We start from the raw sequence: 22,575 nt of genomic DNA, 5'->3' as shown, positions 1-22,575 counted from the left end.
CGTATTTTAAATTGTGTGACGTAACTCTCTTTTAGCCGTAATAATAAAAAAGCCGACGCAGGCGTCGGCTAATCAACAATAGTCCGCTTTTGTGCTCACCGTTAATCGGGTTGATAACCGTAAACCTGAATCTCAATAAGATAGTGTTTATTAGCCAGGGCTGCGCCTACGCAGGCGCGAACCGGGGCATGTTCAGGATCGACCCAGGCATCATAAATTTCATTCATGGCTGGAAAGTCGGCCATATCAGCCAACCATATTTGCACCCGCGTAATATCCGATTTTCTCAGACCCGCGCGGGAAAAGAGTGCTTCGGCCTGGCTTAACACTGAGCGCGTCTGCGCACGAATATCCACTGCGTCTTCAGCGGTGGCGACCAGTCCCGAGGTGGTAACGGCGGAACCGGCAATGACCAGAGATGCCGCGCGGTGACTCCCTTTGATACGTGTAATCTGGCTCATCTTGGCACTCAGAACAGAAGGTAGGTTTTACGCAGTGTCTCTTTGATATCCCAGACGCCTTCGCAGTTTTCCGGGAACAACACCGCATCTCCCGCCCTTAGCTCCACCGGTTCGCCTCCATCTGGGGTGAAAATACACCATCCGCTGATAATGTGGCTGAATTCGCGGTTTTTCAGATAGCGGCGAAACACCCCCGGCGTACTTTCCCACACCCCTGTGCTGGCACCGATCTCTGGCGCTTCCTGATGTTGTACGCTGCCCTGGTAAGCAATTAACTCGCTCAGGGGAAATTTAGCGGCGGTGTCGGTTGCAATTACTGCGGTAGTGGCTTTTTTTACCACGGCTATTTTACCTGTCATGATTATTCCTCATTGGTTTATGACTTTTTTATGTAACGTTAGCGGGTTAGCCTGCACGACGCTTTGAATTCGACATATAAAGAAAATGACGATAATTAGGAGCTTTTTTAGATTTTTCAACGATGCGTGAGCTGGCATTAAATTTGTCGCGTTTAATTGCGTGACAACCCGAGGCAATTAGCTTTAAATCACGCGCGTACAGGACTGTTCAGTCCGTCCGGTTATTTCATCGTTTTTCGGCAGGTTACATGTACCAGGGTATCGCTTTATCTCTTTTGGCATCGGTGCTATTTGCCGTGCAGTATTATCTCTCGGCGCTGATCCCCGGGATCAACGGCTTTGAGCTGTATGGCTGGCGTACGCTGATTTCCGTTCCCATCATGACGGTGTGCCTGCTGGTGAGCGGTCACTGGCGGGCGGTGACCGCCATCATGGTGCGTATTGCGGCGCAACCGGCCTTAGCGTTGGGAATTCTGCTGAGCAGCGCATTGATGACAGTGCAGCAGGTGCTGTTTATCTGGGCACCGCTCAACGGACGTGGCATGAACGTGGCGTTGGGCAATTTTTTACTGCCGCTGGTGCTGTTGTTAGTGGGTCGCCTGTTTTACAAAGAAAAACTCTCCGTGCTGCGAGGCACCGCAGCCTTAGTGGCGGCGTGCGGCATCCTGTATGAGCTGTATCAAGTGGGCGGCTTCTCGTGGGAAGCCCTGACCGTCTCTGTCGGTTTCACCGCTTACTTTGTACTGCGCCGTGCGCTGGGCACCAGCAATCTGGGCGGTTTGTGGCTGGATATGCTGCTGATGTTGCCCTTTGCGGTCTGGTGTGTCTGGGGCGGCGAAGTTGTCACCGGGACGCCGGGTCTGCCGGTTTCGGCGCATCTTGCCATCCTGGCTATCGGCCTGTGTAGCGCGGTTGCCTTTATGGTTTACATCACCGCCAGCCGGTTATTGCCGTTTACGGTGTTCGGTTTGATGGGCTATGTCGAGCCGGTATTACTGGTTTTCGTGGCGCTGCTGCTGGGGGAATCCATCGCCGCACGAGAATGGCCGATGTACCTCGCCATCTGGGGCGCGGTGGGGCTGCTGGCACTGGATGGGATTGCGAATGTCCTGCTGCGTGGTCCCCGGAAGTATTAAGATAACTCAACGCAAAAATCACCAGAAAATAAGGTATTAAAACAAAGGTATAGCTGATTTTTGTCACCATTGTGCTTGAATTCACCCGCATGGCTGCCAGGCTTAATAGCGACAGGCGTTCAACACAGGAGGCATTATGACGCGCTTTACACACAAGATTGTGGTGATTACCGGAGCAGGATCTGGCATTGGTGCGGCGACCGCCCAGCGGTTTGCCAGCGAAGGTGCCACAGTGGTGCTGGTGGGCAGAACGCGTGAAAAGCTGGATAAAATCCTTGATACGCTGGAACAAGGTCGCCACCTGGCGGTGCCTTGTGACGTAGGTGACGCTGAGCAAGTGAAATCACTGGCAGAAAAAGTGATCAGCACCTTTGGTCGGGTGGATGTGCTGGTCAATAATGCAGGCACCGTGGTGCAGGGAAAAGCCCATGAGGTGTCGGTAGAGGACTGGAAAAGCCTGATGAATACCAACCTCGACGGCGTTTTCTACTGTACGCACTACTTCATGCCTGCGCTGCTCAAGACTCAGGGCAACGTGGTGAACACCTCCTCGGTCTCGGGTTTAGGTGGCGACTGGGGCATGAGCGTGTACAACGCCGCGAAAGGTGCGGTGACGAACTTTACCCGCGCCCTGGCGATGGATTACGGTGCTGATGGGGTACGGGTTAACGCGGTGTGCCCAGGCTTTACCCTGACTGACATGGCGGATGAGATCAAAGATGACAAGGCGCTGCTCAATAAGTTTTACGATCGCATCCCGTTACGTAAAGCGGGGCAGCCCGAAGAGATTGCCAGTGCCATCGCTTTCCTCGCCAGCCATGATGCTCGTTACATCACGGGGGTGAATCTACCCGTTGATGGGGGGCTTACTGCTTCCAACGGTCAGCCTAAACAGGCCTGATTATTTTGTTTCCAGCCCGCCGCGATGGCGGGCTTTTTTATTGCCTTTTTCCATCCGTTAGCCTGCTGCTAACGCAAAATTTTTGGGAAAAATGCCAGGCAGCTCGATTAACCGTCATCAGCCCGCAATTGCCACTTGAAGTGGCGGGTTAAGCCAGCTAGCCTGCCTGCATAATTTGTTTATCCTTCCTGAACACAGGTAATAACGGCAATGGCTTTTATCCCAAAAAACTATGCGCGGCTGGAGAGTGGCTACCGCGAAAAAGCGTTAAAAATCTACCCGTGGGTCTGCGGGCGCTGCGCACGCGAGTTCGTCTACTCCAACCTGCGTGAATTAACCGTTCACCACATCGACCACGATCACAACAATAACCCGGAAGATGGCAGTAACTGGGAACTGCTGTGCCTGTATTGCCACGATCACGAACACTCCAAATACACGGAAGCGGATCAGTACGGCACCAGTGTGGTGGCCGGTGAAGACGCACAGAAGGATATGGGGGCAGCCACCCATAACCCGTTTGCCGATTTAAAAGCGATGCTGAATAAAAAGAAATAAGCGCAGCGCTTAATCTTTCGCTGAATCTTTCAGGCCCACTCTCCAGTGGGCCTGAGTGTTTTCTGGCGTACCCATCAATCCTGAGAGAAAGGCAGAAACTGCGAAGTTGCCCGGTGGGCGATAACCTATTATGCCCAGGCGTTATCTCCGCGTGGCGGTGGTTATCAGGCTTGCTACGCCTACTTTAAGGGTTAAGGAAGGGACTATGAGCAACACATCTCGCGCGGTAATTGATGAATTTTTTCGTCGGGTAGGTGGCGGTGAGCCAGTAGAAAACATCGGTGCGTTATTCAGTGAGCAAGTCGACTGGTATGTGGCCGGAGATACCCGCAACGTCCCGTGGATTGGCCGTAAAAAGGGCAAAGCGGGCGCGGCGGAATTCTATGCTCAAATCAGGGAATATCTCTTATCCGAAGCCTTTTCAGTGGATGATATTTTAACCCAGGGCAACCGGGTACTCGCCGTCGGCAAACTGGCCTCCCGTATGATTAAAACCGGTAAGCTGATGGAGACGGAGTTCTGCCTCGATTTCACGGTGGAGCAGGGTGAAATTACCCGTTTTCGTATGTTTGAAGATAGCTTTGCGGTGGCGCAGGCTGCGGTGTAGTGTTGGCGTCTGGCCCGTGCGTACGTCGGGCCAGCAATCAGCGTTGCCGTTAACTTTCGACGGCTATTTCCGCCGCCACCACACCCACTTTTACAAACGGGTTGCCGTGGCTACGCGGTTTTTTGATCAGTTTACCCACATAGAGATCTCTGACCGCTTGCGGCGCGATGCGGCCAATAAACTCTGAACGTTGTGTATCCTCTTTGATCGTTAGCTCGCGAGTGAAGTATTGCTGCGTGCCTGCTTTAACCCAACTATGAATGGAGTAGACCTCCATAATCAGTCCCTCATAGGTTGCGTAGGCAAACTTCAGGTTTTCATTTTTCGGGATCTTTGCCCACACACCGCGAGTCGCTTCATACAGCGCCAGACTGCTCATGCCAGATTTGTAGGTGGTGTTTAGCAAGAAGGCGAGCCCGGCATGCTCAGGCGCGATTTCTGTTTCTTCCTGCAACACCAGGTGATGAAACTCATCCAGCGTGATGCGGCCCATCAGAGAACTGCTGCCACGGACTTTATTCGTCAGTTCACCCACCCCCAGCAGGTCAATACAGGTTGCTTCAACCAGCTTCGCCGTTTTCTCATCCATACCATGGCGCAGAATATCGATACCGAGTCGGTTCATGGCCGCCAGAGCCTGAATACGTTCTGATTTCGGCGAGTCATCAGGGTGTTTGATGTGATCGAGGCAGCGGCTGCCTTTCCCTTTACCAATATAAAACGGCTTTTTAGTCTCATCGCCAGCGTCGTAAAAGGCATACACATAAGTATCAGCCATGGCTAATGACCGTGAGTATTTAGAAATATCCTGCATGGGGTTAATTCCTTTTTATGGGGGCTTTGAGAGGGTTATCGGCAGCGGTAATATAAACTTTAGCGGAAATGCATTGTAAATAGTAAATTGCTCATGGTTTGCATTTGGATTTATCGTGATGTATAAAACAGTCGCTCTGTAATGGACTATTTTAAATAGAGGTTTGCTTGTTAACTGATGAATTGAGCGTTGAGTTTATTAAAAGTCTCAGGGGGATTTCGCTTAAGGAAGATGTGGAATTTAACTTCTTTGACCTGGGCGGAGCCGGATACCTTGAAAACCCCACCTCAGATTTGATGGCACTGTTTATGGGGGGTAATAAAACTATCTCCCCATGGTTGCTCAAAGCTTTGCTCTGTTGTCTGGATGAAAATTTTAATGTTGATGAAATCGACTTTACCTCGGTTGAGCTATTGAGGGAAGCAAGGACCGAAGACGGTAAGTATCTGGACATACTGATAAAACACGATGATTTCATTGTGGGTATTGAACATAAGGTGCAGGCAGATACTTACAATCCATTCCCCAGCTATGTCAATCTTATCAAGACGTATGGTGGCAATAACCAACGTCTGTTTCGCTGTATCATAAAGCCGGATACTAATGCTGCTCTGGGTGTAGACGACTGGCAGTTGATCAATTACTCCCTTTTGGTAGAGAAAGCCACGCAGCGTTTAGGCATTGAAATGCTAAACGAAGGGCTTAATAAATGGAACGTCTTTTATCAGGAATTTTTACATCATCTTAAGACATTGAGTGGAAAGAAAATGAATAATACATCAGATGAAAATGTCGACTTTGTCACTGAGAACTTTACATCATTAATTAAATCAGTTCAGTTGCTGGAAATGTATCAACATGCCATTACCGAAGAAGCTAAACGGACTGTAGCCGCAGTGCTGCCCGATACCCAGATCACCACCAGCATTAATAACTGGAAAGACCACTATAAAGCCATTCATTTGATGCCTGGCTGCTGGGGGCAGGGGAACACCGGCGTGACACTGGTTTACCGCCCGGCAACCGGTGGACGCGATGCGGCTGAATTCTATGTGAATGGCTGGATTCATGCCGACGATTACCCGAATATTAAAGCATTGAAGGAAGAGGTCCAGGCGTTGCTCAGCAACGGTAAATTTATCCCTGAAGCCAGCACGGAAGATTACGAGGTTTCACTGTCAGAGAAATCCCAGCTGCTGGAACTGAGTTTTTGGGGACTTACCCGGCATAAAACAGACGGGCTGGTGTTGTTACGTGCGATGACGGAATGGGTTGATGGGAAGGTGAGGGTGTAAGAGCGGTATTCCTTAAAGCTACACAGTTTTTGGGCGTGGGGTTAGGTTTTTGGTTTAATGTTGCGTAAGAGGGAGAGGCAGTTTTAGCAGGAGTAAAAACCCACGCAGTTGCGTGGTTTTTAGCGTTTTCGTGGATATATGTGATTTAATAAAATCGCATAAGACCGAAGAAGACTTAGACGTTGAAACGTGACTTTTCGTATATCATTGTCTTTAAGCGTACTTATAAACACTGCCTTCCTAGGATTTTTTTCTCAGTGATTATTTCAGTAGCTAGTTGCTGCTGTGGTTAATAGTGGCAATTGGGATATTAACTCATAGCGGAGTGTCATTTCCAGGCTCAAATACGTACAAAGTGTGAACAGTAGCATCATTACGCCAACAACTCGAAGCCGATGACGTTGCAGCGAATAAACAGGCGTAATGTTGGGAAGACTAACTTGAAGTCTTACCTGACACTACGGGAATGTTTATGGGGAACGCTAATATTGTTCCCCGTCAGCCTCGCATATATCTTTATCATGCCTATCTGGTCTACATGGAGACTAACGGCTATAAAAATACGCTCAGTCTGACCATGTTTGGCAAGGGGATGCCGTTAATACTGAAAGAGTATGAGCTGCAGTACGAGAAGCCGTGGACCAATCAGGGAATACAGACAAACCTCATTTTAAAGGAAAAAAGCAATGTAGATTGGCTGCCGAAGTGTAGCGTCTAATTCACAAAAAAGGATTTTAAACCGGCGGAACCCGGTTTTTTACTTGACATATGAATAAACTAACCTTCAAATATCTGACCGCAGAATATAATTTAAGAGGTTGTGGATGAAAACTGTATTTGTGCTTGGCGCTGGATTTTCAAAAGAAGCTGGCGCGCCTATGCAGGCAGAAATAATGGGTGAAATATTTAAAATACACCAAGAGAATCCAAACGATTTTAATACTTCAGATTTTCTTCTTTTTGAAAGCTTGCTTACTGAACAATTATATTATAAGCGTGAGCAATTTAAAGATGTTCAGATTGAAGATATGTTCACTCCTTTAGATCGGTGCTTAGCGGATAATATCCAGTTTAGAGGTCTGTCTATTGAGCAAATGACAAAGACAAGGGATGCTATTTTTAATATCATTGGCGTGGCCATTAGAAGGATATTAAAAAGAAAAGGGAATAGCAAGGAATATATTGACCGCTTTGCTGAGTATTTAGTGAGGAAGGGTAGTGAGAGGCTGGGTGGGAATTATAGACAGCATGATCCTGTAAGCGTCATTAGTACCAACTGGGATATTCTATTGGATAATTCATTGTATGATTATATCCAGAAGAACTACCAAGGACGTGCAGTTGTTGATTATTGCTGTTATATAAGCTCATTAGAAGAAAAGGACGAAACGGTAAAGCCGGGCCTAGAAATGTTAGGAGCAGGTGGTTTTAATGTGAAGCTGCTGAAGATACATGGTTCGCTTAACTGGTTACAATGTTCGCGATGCATGCGCCTTTATGTGGGGTTTAATGAAAAAATAGGGGTTGTTAGAGGGGAAACATGCAGGCATTGTGATAAAAATCATGACGTAACAAATAAAGAAAACAGATTGATATCAAATCTCATCATGCCTACTTTTCTAAAGGATCTATCAAACCCTCAATACAAAATAATTTGGCAAAATGCTGGCATTGAATTATCTGAAGCTGACAGAATAATCTTCATAGGCTATTCATTGCCGAATGCTGATTTTGAAATGAGACAGCTTTTATCTCGAATGATTAAAAGAAGTGTTAAAATTGAAGTCGTAACATATGAAAGGGATAAAGAAAAAGAAGATGATGTAAAAAAATATTGGCAGAGGTTTTTTGGGGAGCGCGAGGTTAAAATCCATTTATGTGGTGCCAGTCAGTTTATTGAGCAATCCTTATATCTTCAATAAATCCTATAGGCTATGGATGGGGCTAACTTCACAGTCCTGTTCTTTTGGAATAGGTTAAGATTTAGGAATAGATAGCCTAGACCTATCATTAGTTTGTTGAGAATAGACCACCAACCCGGCGTATGCCGGGTTTTTTTATTGTCTAAGACAAAATGTAGAGTTTGCTGTTCACTCTTCACTCTTCACTCTTCACTCTTCACTCTTCACTCAACGGTTAACCTCTATTGTAAGTATCCCAGCTTTTAATCCCTAAATTTTTTTAGATTTCTAGTTTTTCAGTCATCAGCCGGTATTATTCCAGCGTCAGATTGTTTAGGGATTCATGAGGCATCAGGTTGTTGTATTCCAACAGCCTGCGGTCTGTTATTTTATGTGCTTCACCTAGCGTTTTGAACAGATAAAAAACCAGTATTTCGGCCCGGTATGTTCGGATAAATTGTTTGATAAAGGCATTCTGCGTTGACTTACCGGGCCTTATAAATTTTAGCATCACACTATGCTCTTCTGCCCGTTGTGGTAGAGTCAGTGAGATCAGCTCAGGACCGTTATCCATCCGCATAGTCTGTTGATACTCACGATTTGTCACTATCCTGTCTAGGAGCCTGACGACATGCTGCGCCGGGATATTCAGATCAATTTCGATGGCCAGTGCTTCACGGTTAAAATCATCAACGACATTGAAAGTCCGAAAACGTCGGCCACATGCCAGCGCGTCGTGCATAAAATAAATCGAACAGCTTTTGTTGAGCGCCAGCGGCTTTGCCAGCCTGGCCGGATTACGCACCGGCATGCGTTGTTTACCCTTGCGACGAAAATATAGATTCAGTAGGCAGTAAATCCGGTGTATACGCTTATGATTCCAGACGTGCCTCTACCTGCGGAGAACCTGAAAAATCCTCTTAAAGCCGTAGCGGGGATAGCGCTCAGCCGCCCCCGCTAGGGCCTGGATCACTGATTCATCACGTCTTGTATTCTCCTGGTAACGAAAAACCGTCCTGCTCAGCGACAATATATTGCATGCTTGGCGTAAGCTCATGGCAAACCGCGTGGTCAGATAGCTGACCAGCTCACGCTTTATCGCTGGTTTAAAGTTTTTTTTCGATGACGTCTTTCAGTGCCCTGCATTCCAGACTCAGATCGGCGATGATCTAGTGTTCGGTGAGCCGGGCTTTGCGCATAGTGTTCTCTTTAAGGGACATAGTCAGTATGTCGGAAGATCTCTAAAAGTGAATGGTCCGCTTTATCGGGATACTTGCAGAAAAACGTTTCAGATCTTGCTGGTGTACTGTATACCGAGCTTGATTAATATGGTGGCTGGGAACGCAAATTGTTTAGCAAAGGAATATGCTGGGATTCCATTTGACAAAGAAAAAGCTCTTAGTGCCTGAAAATAGATGTAAGGCCGCTAAGCGGCCTCTCATACTGAGTTAGTCGTTATTAACCGTAGATTAGATGCATCAGAATGAATTACTGAGGGCGATGGCGGCCCTAACGTCTTTTACTTGATCTGGAAAATTATCCTCGGACTCAATACGCTCTAACCTTTCTAAGAGCATATCCTCACCTCCAAACAGGTGAGCTATATCCCTTATTTTTAGTGTCAGATAGTGCCCGGTTGCACTGGAAATAATATGAGACCGCAGGTTCAGTAACAACATCAGAAACGCTTTATCACTTTCACTATGTTGAGTAATCCACGAAATAACGGATTCTGGGCCTGCAATATCCTGCCAGGCCCAGACAAAGCCCCCCAGTTCACCATCCTGCTCAAACAGTGATTTCAGTTCATCCTTGTTTAGGCGTTCGCAGAAATGATGACGAATACAGTTCAGTTCCTCATCGTTCAGTACGCGTTCGTGCTCTGGCTCTGGCCGGTTGCCGGCTAACCCGTTCTGCCATAGCAAATCGCGGATATAATTCGCAATCCAGACCCAGGCGGCTCCTTTCATCGTCATTAAAAGCAGATTTTCCATCGCTTTCGTCCGGTCATTATCCAGCATCCTTTTCAGAAGACGATCAGCCGCACTGTTTACATCAAGATCATACCGGGAAAACCAGAGATTTCTCTGTCTGTAACGTGTATATATCTCATCACCGCTATTAAAGAAGAATGTCAGCAGACCATGACACTCTGCAACTGTACGTTTGTTTATCATCGGCAGTGTCAGCTGACTCAGAATATGTTCAAACCATGTACGTGAGGACACACCATTGCTGTTGATCCTAGCCAAGAGTTCTCGGGCCATCGCAGGATACTCATCAGGATTACTGCTTTTACGGAACAGCTCATCAAAATATGTTGGTGGCAATACGTTCTGAGGCGAAGAAAATGCAAAGTAATAACGCCAGTATGCCGTGCTCCCGAGACGGCGATTTGCTGTCATCATCGCTTTATCTTCATCACTTGTCTGAGAAAATAACTTCTGTATATTAGCCTGGTACCCTGAAATTCCCGGCACCCAGTTTTTCAAGGAGGTTACAGATTTTGCTTCTGAAGATCGGAAACGGGACAGACATTCAACTAAATTTTGTGTCAGAAATTTTTGTTCTTCCTGACTTACACTGCCGTCACCAGATTCCACGATTGCCCGCTCTGTAAGATATTCTTCTATCCAGTCATACAATCCGGGATTGGTGGTGCGGATCAATTGCAGAAAGCTCAAATCCGGTAAATAGACGTAATCACGTATTCCGCTATATCTGAACCGCAGATTATTCAGGGATAGATGAACTTCACGGGGTGTTTTCAGTGCAGCACCGTAGATATCTGTTACGCGGTTCAAGTCGTTTATAAATTCTTCGTCCGGAAAATCGCCATTAACAGTTTCGTATAATCCGACTACTCCCGAAAAAAATTCACGACGCAGGTCGAAAGATTCCGGCCTCGGCAGGCTAAACGAAATTTGCACAATTTTCTGCAGGTAAAGTTCTCCATCTTCCACGCCTAGACCTTTTTTGATGGCCAGAGCGAGCACAGATTTGTCATAACAGAGTATGTAGCGGAAACGGGGAAAATCAGCGACGGATTTGACTAAGCGGACGACCTCCACAGCCTGCGCTGGCTCCAGTCTGTCCAGATCATCAAGAAGAATAATAAAGCTTAAATCCATTCCGATAATCTTTTCTGCAATTTCAGTACGCATCTCCGTAGCAGTTTTTTCTTTTTCTTTTAGCCATCGGGACTCTGACAACGCATCCAACGCACCGCTGGCATCAGGTACCCCCGGGATCATTGCTGCAGTCTGAGCTAGGGGAGCAAGATGGCGGGCAGTCGCTCTTGTATATTCCATCAGGGTCCGAGCTGTCCGGGTAAGCATTTTTTTCTTTTCGAGGCTTTCCCGGTCTTCAGGCGAAAGAAGACGCTCTTCCTCAGCGGCAATAATACCTGCCACAGGTATCAACAGCGATTCCACCAGACTGGTTCCGCTGCCGTCAAGCCATGGGGATATACTCAAAACAAAGGTGTTGCCCTCTTTCTGTTTATCCAGTTCCGTGTGCAATAGGTTAAGCAGACTCGTTTTCCCCGAGCCCCATGCTCCCTCAATGCCGATAACGGCGCTTCCTTCACGACCGATAGACTGTATAGACTGTGCCAGTTGTGCAGCAACATAGCGAAAGCCATAACGATCCTGTTCCGGACGGGTGACAGACTGATCCAGCCTCATTACATCGATATCAGACATTTCACAAATCCTCATACATATAGTGCAATCTGGCGAGGGCCTCCGCCAGTGCGCCTTCAGCGCCCGCCGCAGTGAATTCACGGATCAGCGTCTCGAACGCCTCTGCCAATAAAAAAACTTCCCCTCCGTCGATACCGAAGAATCCCTCTGGCATGACGTGTATGCACGAGGAAAGCATCATGTGCTTGCCCTAGTGACCATGCTCTAACTCATATTTATTTTAATACGGAAAGCTAATTTCTTCTTTATCAGGAGGGATAGATTTTGAAAGTATGAAATCAATATGTGGAATTTCAATTTCTTTTTTATCACTACAGCAACCATGGAACTCTCTGCCACTTTTACAAGGGCAATCATCCTCGCTTCTCACATTTGCAAAACGCTCTTTTGGAAACCTCATAGTTGTTCTATTTAAATCCCACTCCTCAAATGCACTTTCTAAAATATTTGATATATATTCTATCAGTGTAAAATCAAGGGTTGCATCATCATGCATTACTGAGTACTTTTGAGCAGGTGTTGATACAATTGAAACCTCAAGGATCTCCATGTCATGCGCTACATGAAGACATAGTTCACCATTATAAATTTTACCTTTTTTATGTCCACACCTCGATCTTGGTCTAACTCTGTGATCACAGATACTGCAGGTATAGTAACCAACTTTAAAACCGGGGCTAACAAACAGGCAATACGGATAAAGAGACTGCCATTTAATAACCTTGTCTATTATGAACTTAGATCTTGTGTTAATTAAAAAAAATTCATTTGAATTTTCACTAAGAAATTCATAATTTATTTCACACTTTTCGAGTTCATTCCACGCATCTCTATACCTCTTATTTTTTATATTGTTAAATGCTCGGATATAAAGCACGTTTAGATCAAATGCTTTAAGTGCTCTCCAGCACTCATTGGCTTTTTCTTCATCGCCACATTTGATGGATTTTAATTTTTCTTTTTTTATGGAATCAATTGATTTAATAATTTCTGGATTTACAATATCTTCCAAAGTTGTTAATTCAATCTTCATTACTAAGTCCTTTAACAACATTCAGAACTTCACTGAATTTTTCTATTTTTCCATTGTATTCAATTGAAACAGTCTTTCCATCTTTCTTTTCAACGATGAATTTTAGCGAGATTTTATCATTTTTCTTTGCTTTTATTTTATCATAAATATATGCCGAAACTACACTACAGAATATAGGTATTACAAAATTTTTAATGATAAAGGTTCCAAGCCATATATCTGCCGCATGCAACCCCAATTCTTTATATTCATCGTCGGTAGCATACACTTCGGCAGTAATGTTATTTTCATTAAGATAATCTAGTGTATCTAATGTGCCTGTGTAATAAACGTCTTCATACCCATGAGATGGTAAAATAATAACGTTTTTTCCTTTGAGTATTGAGGATGTTTCTGGTGGTGCGTCCGCAATTAAGGATTCAAAAGTAACTGTTGACTCTTTTATGTCAAATTTTTCAAGGTCATTGAGATTTTTCATTTACACCCACTTTTAATATATGATTTTATACTCAAGGTACATTACTGTATATAAGATGAAATTTCAATAACCTTTGTATGGACAGTGAGGGTAACATCAAAAAATGTTGCTAACAGCATTCAACGATCATCCCATTCACCACTCAATATTAGCAATGTATTAAATGATCACAATAGTTAAATATATACCCGTTAGAGTAGAGGTATCAGCAGAGGGATTGGATCATTAATCTGAGGGATCACCTCGGGGGCTGTAATCGTGGACATGCTAGTGGTTATAAAGAAAGGGCCACAATGCCCAAGATTTTCAGGTTGCTTTAAAAATTTAGAAGCTGATTCTGAAAATCCTTGTGTTCATTTTAGACACACAGCTTTTCTGACATACATTAAAATTTAGAATTTGTCTTTAATAAGTCATCCCAAGCATTAACTAATTCCTTCTCATGCTAAATTTTTATAGTAGCAAAGCTGTTTGCCGTAGCGCTGTCTCTCAATCTGGTTGTTGAAGTGATTGGTTGCATCATTTTAGTTGTTAAGTAAAGTCAAGAAAAGGCAGGTTAGTTAACCTTCTTTGAGACTTTCATTGATAATCGCTCGAATTCTATTAATAACATATGGGAACCTTCAAGTTCCCATATGTTATTAACCCAGAGTATACTCTCCATTTTTGTGATGTTTATGTCCCAAACACTGTAGATTCAGCGGGATATTTACACAAATAGTGATGTCTGCTTTTGGCACTAAGCGGACAAGCTATCTGATCTGAAGGTCCGTTGCGAGCGATCTGCGGGCATTGCTAATAACTCGATGTATTAATTCTTGTGTAATAGATCAATGCAAGATCAGGTGATGAGGATGCCACTTGTCATCCTCTTATATTAAAAGTGGTAGGGGATTATATTTCCAAGTATCACTGCTAAAAAGCAATATGTCAAAATTTTCACAATCTTTAGTATGGTTTCTAATATGTAATGTAGTCGAGAGGTTTCTTTGTTTTTTTTGCTCTCTTTTGATGTTTTTTCCTTAACCTCCACCTCCCATTGAGAAATTTTCATTTGAGAGGTGTTAGTTGTCCTACGTGTTATCCAAGATATAATTGTGTTTGTTAATACAAATGTAGAGCCAAAAATAATAAGTGGGGAGAAGTAATACCAAGCTGGAAAATCTTTTGAGAGTGCAAGTGTAATGATAACGAATATTACTATCCAAAGGAAAATAAAAACAACATAGAGGAAATTATTCAACCCCGCGATTGAATAGCGATTGTTGTCTTTATCAAGCAGGCTTGAATATAATCTTCCGGAAAATAAAGGTTCTAATAGGCTTACATGATACTCCCAATTTTTCTGCCAATATTCTCCACTTTTAAGTATGAAAGAGGTTGTTATAGTAATAATAACACCAAAAAATGACACGCCTGCTAAGGACGCCAGTAAAAGATTCCTGGTTTCACTAAGAGCGCTATCTTTTAAAGATTCGGTATCATGGACTCGATAATAATCTGCCGCTAAAATTGCACATGCTGTAATTAGCGCAGCCACTAACGTCCAAATATAGGTGGTGCGTTTCCAGTAAAGTTCTATTTCGAATTTCCTAATATCATGGGCTTTATCATATGATTCTTTAAGTTTCTCTAAATCTCCGTTGGTAAAATATAATTTATTGTCACAGCCAAGTAGTTTTTTAAAATATAAATTAGTAGAAGGTTCCTTAAAATAATCTTGAGCAAAACTATCTTCGTAAGGATCGCTTGTTTTTATGGGTTTGCTGACTTTAAGGGAGTTAAATTCTTCATTCATAATAGTATTAGTCTTTTTAAAGTACAGAGTTAAACATGAGATTTGATTTTATAACATAACAAATTTTCTTTAATTAGTGAAATTAATTCAGCATTGTCCATTTTCCACCATCTAATTGAGAGTTTTTTCTGAAAACCATAAATGGGCAACACACTTTACTTTTTGATCTCTTCTTGCAATCTCTCCCACAAAGGCTTCAACTGCTTTCTTATTGAGGTAGACTTCATGATGCGTGAAGCTCGGTATCCATAAGTTAAAAAATTTCGTTTTCCTACATGGGCATAACGGGCATAAACTTTTTCCTTAAAGAGTTCTTTGTCTGGTAGACCTTTATGTTTTCTTATTTTATTCTTTCGCTTCATGGTTGCTTTTGCAAGCTTAACACCACGCTTCATTCTGTCAGAATATCGTGAAAGAGATGAAGATCTTAGGGAAATATTTTCTCCATCGAAAATAAATCCTAGATATTGGAGTGGTTTATCACATGCAATTTTTATTGGAGTAGCTTTAAATTCTCTGATTTCTGTTTTTTTGACGTTTAGAGAAACTTTAAGTTTAATCAACCGTTTTTCTGCTTCGCCAGCTACATTGTTTTTTTCATGTGTAGGTATAATAAAAAGCATGTCATCGCAATAACGGAAATATTTCCCACCTAATGATGATACGTATTGATTCATTTCAATGTCAAAGTTCAGCATATAGATATTTGAAAGGAGGGCGCTTATAGGAGAACCTTGCGGAATACCAAAATTGGCTTTATTAGGCACTATAAGGTTAGATTTTCTAACTTTATTCCTGAATTCCGAAAATGAGCAAATTTGCTTCTTTGTCTTTTTTGCGTGTTTTGCATTGTTTTTAGGAATTGCCATAAGCTCATAAACTTTTTCTTTATCTACTTTAGAGTATTTGGTAATGGCTTTGAAAACAGCATAATGATCTTGGGGTAAGATATCAGTAGCCAGTAATCTACACCAAGCGTCTTTTAATAGAGAATGATCCAGAGTGTCAAAAAATTTAGATAAATCTAATGCAACTGCACTGCAATTACCTCTGAGTTTTATTTCCTGAAAGGCTTCGTTAGCAAACTCAATATTGCTTTTACCCAACGCTCTGAACGCTAGTACATTCTTGGAAATATCATGGGTGTGTAACTGTTCCTCATACAGGTAGTCGAGGATTCCAGCATAATAAGAATAGATATGACTATCGATGTGCGAAGAATACGCTATGGGTCTTTCTTTTAGCGTTTTTGCTATTGCATTTGTGCCTTTGTCTTTATGGATTTTAAAAGTAGTCGAAGTGAAGGTTATAAACGGGAGGAAGGAATGAGTGGCAACCGTATTAGGATTAGTAACTATATCTAAGGCATGCTCTACAGAAATTGGCTTATCAAAGTGCAAATAACCACGTTTTCTAAACCAAGGATGTTCACGAGATTCCATATTTTTAGTTCTCAGGGATTGTGAAACCGGGGCAACTTAGAACTGCGGTCGTTCAAAAACATTGCCCCGGCTTAACAAAGTGGTCTTTATCCAACCTTCTCATACATACTGATTCGCAAGTAACCAGAAATGCATTTCACCGCAAATGTTAGAAGCACTGTATAATGTAATCAGCTTAATGGAGACCGTTATGAGCATCGTCCACCTGTTGTTCAGTCTCTGGTCGGCGTGTTGCGAAGCTCGCTGGCCCGGACTGGACAAACTGTACACCTCCCCCAAGCCTACACTCAGGGCGATTTTTTATAACATTTTTTAATGATTTGTTGCAAGCGGAAAAATCCTTCTCGCATCATAAAAATTAATAATTATATTAAAATACAGAGAAATACAAAAAATATCGCAGATGACCTGCTCCCGGTGAATCAACACTAAGTGCTGTTAGCTACTTCCGCTTGTGGCAAAAAATGGACCCTGAAGAATTTCAAGAATGTGGTGTGGTTTCTCGGACTGGGAGCTTACCGATTGCGGGGAAAACCACACGTTCAGCATATTCAGTCGCCGAGTTTTGGTAATTTCGGCCCAGTCCTTCATCTGCAAACACTCTTTGGCGATTAGCTCAAAGGTGTTGGATGGGTCATTGACTTTGCTTATCTAACTGATAAACCTGTGTCAGGCTAACTCCATTCGCGACTTTCTTACGCGCTTGTTCACAAGCTTCGGGAGGTCTGACCGTCTAATACTCAGCCAGTGCAACATTCTAGATTTGACGTTGAGTTTAAGCCGGTAGCGCCATGACTCTTTGCCAATCGGTTCACTTCGATGTAGAGGCTATTGAAATCATTGAGCCGATAGAAATTTCTTCTGTCTTGGCAATGCGGTATTGCATATCAGTGACCATAACAATCCTTTTTTATTTACTGACCCGTTATTGTGCCCACTTATAATCGGGACGAAAGAATCCCGAACTCATGTAGGTACCCATTTTTGACTACGAGCTGACGAAATGGGGCTTCATAAAACAAAAAATCCACGCAACCGCGTGGATTTTAATTTTACACTTTCCCAGCCATCAATGAGATTCAATAAAACCTCATCCGACCCAAAAAAGACTTAGACGTTAAACAGGAAGTTCATTACATCGCCATCTTTAACGATGTACTCTTTACCTTCTGAACGCATTTTGCCGGCTTCTTTCGCGCCTTGCTCGCCTTTGAAGGTAACAAAGTCATCGAAACCGATGGTTTGTGCGCGGATAAAGCCTTTTTCGAAGTCGGTGTGGATTTTACCGGCAGCCTGTGGCGCGGTAGCGCCTACTGGGATGGTCCATGCGCGGACTTCTTTCACGCCAGCGGTGAAGTAAGTTTGCAGGTTAAGCAGCTCGTAACCGGCGCGGATTACGCGGTTCAGACCTGGCTCTTCCAGACCCAGTTCAGCCATGAATTCTGCACGATCTTCATCTTCCAGTTCGGCAATATCAGACTCTACAGCGGCACACACGGCAACCACTACTGAACCTTCGGCGGCAGCGATTTCACGCACTTTATCGAGATATGGGTTGTTCTCGAAACCGTCTTCGTTGACGTTGGCGATGTACATGGTTGGCTTCAGCGTCAGGAAGCTCAGGTAGCGGATCGCGGCTTTCTCTTCTGCGTCCAGCTTAAGGGCGCGCAGCATACCGGCTTGTTCCAGCTGTGGCAGGCACTTCTCCAGCGCAGCCAGCTCAGCTTTGGCGTCTTTATCGCCACCTTTGGCTTTCTTCTGCACGCGCTGAATCGCACGCTCACAGGTATCCAGGTCAGACAGCGCCAGCTCGGTGTTGATGGTATCGATATCTTCGGCTGGATCCACTTTGCCCGCAACGTGGATGATATTGTCATTCTCGAAGCAGCGCACCACGTGGCCGATGGCTTCGGTTTCACGGATGTTGGTCAGGAACTGGTTACCCAGGCCTTCACCTTTAGACGCGCCTTTCACCAGACCGGCGATGTCAACGAACTCCATGGTGGTGGAGATCACACGCTGTGGCTTCACGATCTCTGCCAGTTTGTCCAGACGTGGATCGGGCATCGGTACTACACCGGTATTTGGTTCAATGGTGCAGAAGGGGAAGTTAGCCGCTTCGATGCCTGCTTTGGTCAGCGCGTTGAACAGAGTGGATTTACCGACGTTCGGCAGGCCTACGATACCGCATTTGAATCCCATGGATATACCTTTCTCACTGATGAGCACAACACCGTAATGTCATGCTGGGGATGAATAAAAATTTTGCCGCATTATACACATAAATGCAGGTTTCAGGGCGTTTCACTGGCTTTAAAGGCGTGCAGACGGTTCATCGCTTTCAAACGATCTTCCTTTAGCCACACTTCAGTGCAGCGCGCCGCTTCGTCAATGGCGTCATCAATGCGCTTTTGCTCGCTTAAAGGCGGTTTGCCTAACACAAAGCCAGTGACTTTGTTGCGATCGCCTGGGTGGCCGATGCCGACGCGCAGACGGTGGAAGTTATTATTATTGCCCAGACGGCTAATAATATCCTTCAGACCGTTATGACCGCCGTGACCGCCGCCCTGTTTAAATTTAGCGATACCCGGTGGCAGATCCAGCTCGTCATGGGCAACCAGAATCTCTTCTGGCTCGATGCGATAAAACGTTGCCATCGCGCCCACGGCTTTGCCACTCAGGTTCATAAAGGTGGTTGGCACCAGCAGGCGGACATCATGCCCGGCCATATTCAGGCGCGCCGTGTAGCCGAAGAATTTCGCTTCCTCTTTTAAGGACTGATTGTAGCGCTGCGCCAGCAGATCCACATACCAGGCACCCGCGTTGTGGCGCGTGGCGGCATATTCAGCTCCGGGGTTCGCTAACCCGACAATCAGTTTAATGCTACTCACAATCTCTGTCCTGCACTTAAGAAGAAAGGGCGATAGTGTACTGCGCACGGCGGGGGATGACAAAGGCTGAAACCACTAAACGGTTGCCTGGGGTGATTAATGAAAACTGAATGAAATTAGGCGGGTAACTGTAAGGTTGCGTCAGCTTATCTGCTGGAAATGTGATCGTCGACGCAATGTTACGTCATGTCATTGCCTAAACTTATGGCAGATTAACATTACGTGCGATTTATTTTGCACCTTTTAAGGAGGTCGACGATGAAACGTCATCATACTCGTACAGCAGGTAATGCGCTGATGTGTATCGGTCTGGCAACCATGGTTCTCGGGCTGCTGTTCTCCATTGCTAACCAGTTACCTTCTGCGCATCTGCCTGAGATGATCAATCACGGCGCAATGTTTGCCATTTTTATTGGCGCATTGATGTGGCTGGCGGGAGCGCGTATTAGCGGGCGAGAAAAAGTTGAAGACCGTTATTACTGGATTCGCCATTACGGTGATAAACGTTGTCGTCGTGGATCGCCTCACAGCCATTAAGCCTCTCCGTGGTGACGGCGCAGTGCTTCAGGCATAAAAAAACCGGGTTTAATCACCCGGTTTTTTATTTGCTCAGTCTGAACAGGACTTAGTGTTCGAACATCGCAGAGATGGATTCTTCGTTGCTGATACGACGAATCGCTTCGGCCAGCATCCCAGACAGGGTCAGGGTGCGGACGTTTGGCAGGGCTTTCATCTCGTCAGACAGCGGGATGGTATCGCACACGATGACCTGGTCAATCACGGATTTACGCAGGTTCTCTACCGCGTTACCTGAGAAGATTGGGTGAGTTGCATAGGCAAACACGCGCTTAGCACCACGCTCTTTCAGTGCTTCAGCGGCTTTGCACAGCGTACCACCGGTATCGATCATGTCGTCAACCAGGACGCAGTCGCGGCCTGCAACGTCACCAATAATGTGCATAACCTGAGAAACGTTAGCGCGTGGGCGACGTTTATCGATGATAGCCATATCGGTGTCATTCAGCAGTTTAGCGATGGCACGGGCACGCACTACGCCGCCGATGTCTGGAGAAACCACAATCGGGTTTTCCAGGCCAATCTGCTGCATATCTTCCAGCAGGATTGGGCTACCGAATACGTTATCAACCGGGACATCAAAGAAGCCCTGAATCTGTTCAGCGTGCAGATCAACGGTCAGTACGCGGTCAACACCCACGCTTGACAGGAAATCAGCCACAACTTTTGCGGTGATTGGCACACGAGCAGAACGGACACGACGGTCCTGACGCGCATAGCCAAAGTAAGGAATTACCGCAGTAATACGACCTGCAGAAGCGCGACGCAGTGCGTCGACCATCACCACCAGCTCCATCAAGTTATCATTGGTTGGGGCACAGGTAGACTGGATGATGAAAATATCACCACCGCGTACATTCTCGTTAATTTGTACACTTACTTCACCATCGCTGAAACGGCCGACAGCGGCGTCTCCGAGGCTAGTGTAAAGGCGGTTGGCAATACGTTGTGCTAGTTCCGGGGTGGCGTTACCAGCAAAAAGCTTCATATCAGGCACGAGAATAACCTCAGGCTTTGCGTCCAGAGAATGAACGGCTTTACGATTTACCCGCGCATAGCGTAAAGCCGTTCATACGGGTAGTTGATGCGAAACGTGCAGTGTCTGGAACGTGGTGACACTGTCACGCATTCGCCTAAATCCCGGAAAGGGTACGAGTCAGGGGCGAGACGTTTTGTCCCTGCGCCACAAATCCTGTTATCCATTCCGGGGCAAAATCTAGCACCTGACGAGCAGCGGCCTCGGTGTCAAATTCAGCAAACACACAAGCACCGGTTCCAGTCAGGCGCGACGGCGCGTATTCTAGCAGCCAGGAAACGAGTGCATCAACCTCGCGAAAACGTTTTCTTACGACATGCTCACAATCATTGCTAAAAGGCGTATGTAAAAGCGTCTCTAATGAACGTTCAGGCGAATCTCTTGTTAAATCAGGATCGTTAAAAATTAACGGTGTTGCAACACTTACCCCAGGGTGTGCGACCAAATACCATTTTTCCGCAGGATGAGCAGGTTGTAGCTGTTCACCGACTCCCTCGGCAAAAGCGGCATAGCCTTTCACAAACACCGGTACATCCGCGCCGAGGCGAACGCCAAATTCAGCCAGCTCATCGGGCGTGAAACCGACTTTCCACAGATGGTTCAGTGCTACCAACGCAGTGGCGGCATTGGATGAGCCACCACCCAGCCCACCGCCCATCGGGAGAATCTTCTCTACGGAGATCAGCGCGCCTGCGTCAGGTGCCAGCCGCTGTTGTGCCAGCGCCTGGGTTTTCAGCAAGGTTGCGGCGCGGACAATCAGGTTATCTGCCTCTGCGACGCCCGCCACCGGGGTAGCCAGCCGAATCTCGCCGCTGCTGTTCGGGGTAATTTGCAGGTGGTCGCCGTAATCGAGAAACTGAAACAGCGTCTGCAAATTGTGGTAGCCGTCAGGACGACGGCCCGTGACGTAGAGAAACAGGTTGAGCTTTGCAGGAGCGGGCCAGCGAATTGTCATTGCAGTTTCCAGCTATCCATACGCAGCTTAATGCGCTGTTGACCTTGCGTGAGCTCCAGGGTGGCAGGCAGTGCAGGGGTCACATCGGTACGGTAATCACTGATCACCACTTTCCACTGCTGCCCATCGCGGCTGTAGTTCAGGCTGCGCAGTTGGAATTTGTCGTTGAGCTGGTAATCGGTGGCATCACCCGGCAGACCCAACATCCACTGACGCAGGTTAGCCAGCGGGATATCCATACCGGTGAGCTGTGAGATCATCTTCTCTGCATCGTTGCTGACATAACGTTTGCCTTTATTATCCACCAGCTGCACCACGCTGCCCTGGGCATCCAGCTGTAATTCGGTGCTGCCCAGAGGGTTGGTCAGCAGCAGGCGATAGCGGTCGGCGGCGGTCTGCTGCCAGTTATAGCGGGCATAGACATTCTGGCGGTTGGAGATGTAAGCAAAAGCACCACGGGTTTCGAAGTGGCTCAGTTGTTTCACTTCTTTTTCATGCTGTTGCCACTGCGGCGCGGTGACTGCCGGGCCTGGGCCTTGCGGCTGGTTCAGGGTACAGGCAGCCAGTAAGACGCTGGCGAGGGGCAACAGGCGCAATAATGTGCGCGGGGAATATAGCTTCACGTGGTCA

Annotated in this window: 21 protein-coding genes and 3 pseudogenes; 8 read left to right on the top strand and 16 right to left on the bottom strand. The window is 45.7% G+C overall.

Translation table 11 applies throughout. From position 1 onward, the window contains the following. Positions 1 to 101 precede the first annotated feature (101 nt). The gene (locus F3J40_RS00755) at positions 102 to 461 is read right to left on the bottom strand and encodes a RidA family protein (RefSeq protein ID WP_167011986.1); all 360 of its coding nucleotides are present in this window, start codon (positions 459 to 461) and stop codon (positions 102 to 104) included. 8 nt (positions 462 to 469) lie between these two features. Next, on the bottom strand, positions 470 to 820 hold the full coding sequence (locus tag F3J40_RS00750) for a cupin domain-containing protein (RefSeq protein WP_167011984.1): 351 nt from the start codon (positions 818 to 820) through the stop codon (positions 470 to 472). Between the two features lie 248 nt (positions 821 to 1,068). On the opposite strand from F3J40_RS00750, the gene rarD reads away from it, so the two are divergent. The 4 genes from rarD to F3J40_RS00730 all read left to right on the top strand — a co-directional run bounded on the left by rarD (position 1,069) and on the right by F3J40_RS00730 (position 4,022). After that, positions 1,069 to 1,956 carry an EamA family transporter RarD gene (rarD, locus tag F3J40_RS00745; RefSeq protein ID WP_167011982.1) on the top strand — a complete coding sequence of 296 codons (888 nt, stop codon included), beginning with the start codon at positions 1,069 to 1,071 and terminating at the stop codon, positions 1,954 to 1,956. Between the two features lie 136 nt (positions 1,957 to 2,092). Continuing rightward, positions 2,093 to 2,857, top strand: a complete 765-nt coding sequence (gene budC, locus F3J40_RS00740; RefSeq protein WP_017349053.1) for a meso-2,3-butanediol dehydrogenase — start codon at positions 2,093 to 2,095, stop codon at positions 2,855 to 2,857. A 210-nt stretch (positions 2,858 to 3,067) separates the two neighbouring features. Next, positions 3,068 to 3,415 (top strand): HNH nuclease YajD, encoded by a 348-nt coding sequence (gene yajD / locus F3J40_RS00735; protein WP_167011980.1) that lies wholly within the window; start codon positions 3,068 to 3,070, stop codon positions 3,413 to 3,415. A 205-nt stretch (positions 3,416 to 3,620) separates the two neighbouring features. Continuing rightward, on the top strand, positions 3,621 to 4,022 hold the full coding sequence (locus F3J40_RS00730; RefSeq protein ID WP_167011978.1) for a nuclear transport factor 2 family protein: 402 nt from the start codon (positions 3,621 to 3,623) through the stop codon (positions 4,020 to 4,022). A gap of 49 nt (positions 4,023 to 4,071) precedes the next feature. Here the strand turns inward: F3J40_RS00730 and F3J40_RS00725 are convergent, their stop codons facing one another. Further along, complete coding sequence (locus tag F3J40_RS00725) at positions 4,072 to 4,836, bottom strand: LEM-3-like GIY-YIG domain-containing protein (protein ID WP_167011976.1); 765 nt, start codon at positions 4,834 to 4,836, stop codon at positions 4,072 to 4,074. A gap of 167 nt (positions 4,837 to 5,003) precedes the next feature. On the opposite strand from F3J40_RS00725, the gene F3J40_RS00720 reads away from it, so the two are divergent. From F3J40_RS00720 to F3J40_RS00710, 3 genes and pseudogenes are all read left to right on the top strand, one after another. Beyond that, positions 5,004 to 6,131, top strand: a complete 1,128-nt coding sequence (locus tag F3J40_RS00720) for a PDDEXK-like family protein (protein WP_167011974.1) — start codon at positions 5,004 to 5,006, stop codon at positions 6,129 to 6,131. 439 nt (positions 6,132 to 6,570) lie between these two features. Next, a pseudogene (locus tag F3J40_RS00715) lies at positions 6,571 to 6,849 on the top strand (winged helix-turn-helix domain-containing protein); the annotation flags it as partial. 106 nt (positions 6,850 to 6,955) lie between these two features. Further along, positions 6,956 to 8,053 carry an SIR2 family protein gene (locus tag F3J40_RS00710; RefSeq protein ID WP_167011971.1) on the top strand — a complete coding sequence of 366 codons (1,098 nt, stop codon included), beginning with the start codon at positions 6,956 to 6,958 and terminating at the stop codon, positions 8,051 to 8,053. 292 nt (positions 8,054 to 8,345) lie between these two features. Here F3J40_RS00710 and F3J40_RS00705 read toward each other — a convergent pair. From F3J40_RS00705 to pth, 10 genes and pseudogenes are all read right to left on the bottom strand, one after another. Continuing rightward, positions 8,346 to 9,201: pseudogene (locus tag F3J40_RS00705) on the bottom strand (IS3 family transposase); the annotation flags it as partial. Positions 9,202 to 9,510: 309 nt separating this feature from the next. Beyond that, positions 9,511 to 11,736, bottom strand: coding sequence for a KAP family P-loop NTPase fold protein (locus F3J40_RS00700; protein ID WP_240155258.1), 2,226 nt, complete (start codon positions 11,734 to 11,736; stop codon positions 9,511 to 9,513). 1 nt (position 11,737) lies between these two features. Continuing rightward, a complete protein-coding gene (locus F3J40_RS00695) occupies positions 11,738 to 11,917 on the bottom strand; it encodes a hypothetical protein (protein WP_167011967.1) in 180 nt (59 codons plus the stop codon). 39 nt (positions 11,918 to 11,956) lie between these two features. Beyond that, entirely contained in the window at positions 11,957 to 12,769 is an 813-nt protein-coding gene (locus F3J40_RS00690) for a zinc chelation protein SecC (protein ID WP_167011965.1), read from the bottom strand. Beyond that, positions 12,759 to 13,247: a hypothetical protein gene (locus F3J40_RS00685; protein WP_167011963.1), complete on the bottom strand. Its 489-nt coding sequence runs from the start codon at positions 13,245 to 13,247 to the stop codon at positions 12,759 to 12,761. Before F3J40_RS00685 ends, F3J40_RS00690 begins: the two co-directional genes overlap by 11 nt. Positions 13,248 to 14,124: 877 nt before the next feature. Beyond that, complete coding sequence (locus F3J40_RS00680; protein ID WP_167011961.1) at positions 14,125 to 15,045, bottom strand: RipA family octameric membrane protein; 921 nt, start codon at positions 15,043 to 15,045, stop codon at positions 14,125 to 14,127. 155 nt (positions 15,046 to 15,200) lie between these two features. Beyond that, positions 15,201 to 16,487: an antiviral reverse transcriptase Drt2 gene (gene drt2 / locus F3J40_RS00675; RefSeq protein WP_167011959.1), complete on the bottom strand. Its 1,287-nt coding sequence runs from the start codon at positions 16,485 to 16,487 to the stop codon at positions 15,201 to 15,203. A gap of 487 nt (positions 16,488 to 16,974) precedes the next feature. Further along, positions 16,975 to 17,385 (bottom strand): annotated as a pseudogene (locus tag F3J40_RS24775) (integrase arm-type DNA-binding domain-containing protein); the annotation flags it as partial. Between the two features lie 212 nt (positions 17,386 to 17,597). Beyond that, entirely contained in the window at positions 17,598 to 18,689 is a 1,092-nt protein-coding gene (gene ychF / locus F3J40_RS00665; RefSeq protein ID WP_017349043.1) for a redox-regulated ATPase YchF, read from the bottom strand. Between the two features lie 92 nt (positions 18,690 to 18,781). Further along, complete coding sequence (pth, locus tag F3J40_RS00660) at positions 18,782 to 19,378, bottom strand: aminoacyl-tRNA hydrolase (protein ID WP_017349042.1); 597 nt, start codon at positions 19,376 to 19,378, stop codon at positions 18,782 to 18,784. 258 nt (positions 19,379 to 19,636) lie between these two features. Here pth and ychH point away from each other — a divergent pair, with 258 nt between their 5' ends. Beyond that, positions 19,637 to 19,915 (top strand): stress-induced protein YchH, encoded by a 279-nt coding sequence (gene ychH / locus F3J40_RS00655; RefSeq protein ID WP_167011957.1) that lies wholly within the window; start codon positions 19,637 to 19,639, stop codon positions 19,913 to 19,915. An 88-nt stretch (positions 19,916 to 20,003) separates the two neighbouring features. Here ychH and prs read toward each other — a convergent pair whose 3' ends face one another. From prs to lolB, 3 genes are all read right to left on the bottom strand, one after another. Then, positions 20,004 to 20,951 (bottom strand): ribose-phosphate diphosphokinase, encoded by a 948-nt coding sequence (prs, locus tag F3J40_RS00650; RefSeq protein WP_017349040.1) that lies wholly within the window; start codon positions 20,949 to 20,951, stop codon positions 20,004 to 20,006. A 136-nt stretch (positions 20,952 to 21,087) separates the two neighbouring features. Next, complete coding sequence (gene ispE, locus F3J40_RS00645; RefSeq protein ID WP_167011955.1) at positions 21,088 to 21,945, bottom strand: 4-(cytidine 5'-diphospho)-2-C-methyl-D-erythritol kinase; 858 nt, start codon at positions 21,943 to 21,945, stop codon at positions 21,088 to 21,090. Beyond that, entirely contained in the window at positions 21,942 to 22,568 is a 627-nt protein-coding gene (gene lolB / locus F3J40_RS00640; protein ID WP_167011952.1) for a lipoprotein insertase outer membrane protein LolB, read from the bottom strand. Before lolB ends, ispE begins: the two co-directional genes overlap by 4 nt. Between the last annotated feature and the right edge of the window lie 7 nt (positions 22,569 to 22,575).

The sequence above is a fragment of the Candidatus Pantoea multigeneris genome, assembly GCF_011752615.1.
In the GTDB taxonomy this organism is placed as follows: Bacteria; Pseudomonadota; Gammaproteobacteria; order Enterobacterales; family Enterobacteriaceae; genus Pantoea; species Pantoea multigeneris.
Note: the sequence above shows the minus strand (reverse complement) of the source record. Positions and strands in the feature narration are given on the sequence as shown.

What these genes read in the sequence shown, in the direction of transcription:
- F3J40_RS00755 (WP_167011986.1), bottom strand. Translation starts at nt 461, where the DNA reads ATGAGCCAGATTACACGTATCAAAGGGAGTCACCGCGCGGCATCTCTG.
- F3J40_RS00750 (WP_167011984.1), bottom strand. Translation starts at nt 820, where the DNA reads ATGACAGGTAAAATAGCCGTGGTAAAAAAAGCCACTACCGCAGTAATT.
- rarD (WP_167011982.1), top strand. Translation starts at nt 1,069, where the DNA reads ATGTACCAGGGTATCGCTTTATCTCTTTTGGCATCGGTGCTATTTGCC.
- budC (WP_017349053.1), top strand. Translation starts at nt 2,093, where the DNA reads ATGACGCGCTTTACACACAAGATTGTGGTGATTACCGGAGCAGGATCT.
- yajD (WP_167011980.1), top strand. Translation starts at nt 3,068, where the DNA reads ATGGCTTTTATCCCAAAAAACTATGCGCGGCTGGAGAGTGGCTACCGC.
- F3J40_RS00730 (WP_167011978.1), top strand. Translation starts at nt 3,621, where the DNA reads ATGAGCAACACATCTCGCGCGGTAATTGATGAATTTTTTCGTCGGGTA.
- F3J40_RS00725 (WP_167011976.1), bottom strand. Translation starts at nt 4,836, where the DNA reads ATGCAGGATATTTCTAAATACTCACGGTCATTAGCCATGGCTGATACT.
- F3J40_RS00710 (WP_167011971.1), top strand. Translation starts at nt 6,956, where the DNA reads ATGAAAACTGTATTTGTGCTTGGCGCTGGATTTTCAAAAGAAGCTGGC.
- F3J40_RS00700 (WP_240155258.1), bottom strand. Translation starts at nt 11,736, where the DNA reads ATGTCTGATATCGATGTAATGAGGCTGGATCAGTCTGTCACCCGTCCG.
- F3J40_RS00695 (WP_167011967.1), bottom strand. Translation starts at nt 11,917, where the DNA reads ATGATGCTTTCCTCGTGCATACACGTCATGCCAGAGGGATTCTTCGGT.
- F3J40_RS00690 (WP_167011965.1), bottom strand. Translation starts at nt 12,769, where the DNA reads ATGAAGATTGAATTAACAACTTTGGAAGATATTGTAAATCCAGAAATT.
- F3J40_RS00685 (WP_167011963.1), bottom strand. Translation starts at nt 13,247, where the DNA reads ATGAAAAATCTCAATGACCTTGAAAAATTTGACATAAAAGAGTCAACA.
- F3J40_RS00680 (WP_167011961.1), bottom strand. Translation starts at nt 15,045, where the DNA reads ATGAATGAAGAATTTAACTCCCTTAAAGTCAGCAAACCCATAAAAACA.
- drt2 (WP_167011959.1), bottom strand. Translation starts at nt 16,487, where the DNA reads ATGGAATCTCGTGAACATCCTTGGTTTAGAAAACGTGGTTATTTGCAC.
- ychF (WP_017349043.1), bottom strand. Translation starts at nt 18,689, where the DNA reads ATGGGATTCAAATGCGGTATCGTAGGCCTGCCGAACGTCGGTAAATCC.
- ychH (WP_167011957.1), top strand. Translation starts at nt 19,637, where the DNA reads ATGAAACGTCATCATACTCGTACAGCAGGTAATGCGCTGATGTGTATC.
- ispE (WP_167011955.1), bottom strand. Translation starts at nt 21,945, where the DNA reads ATGACAATTCGCTGGCCCGCTCCTGCAAAGCTCAACCTGTTTCTCTAC.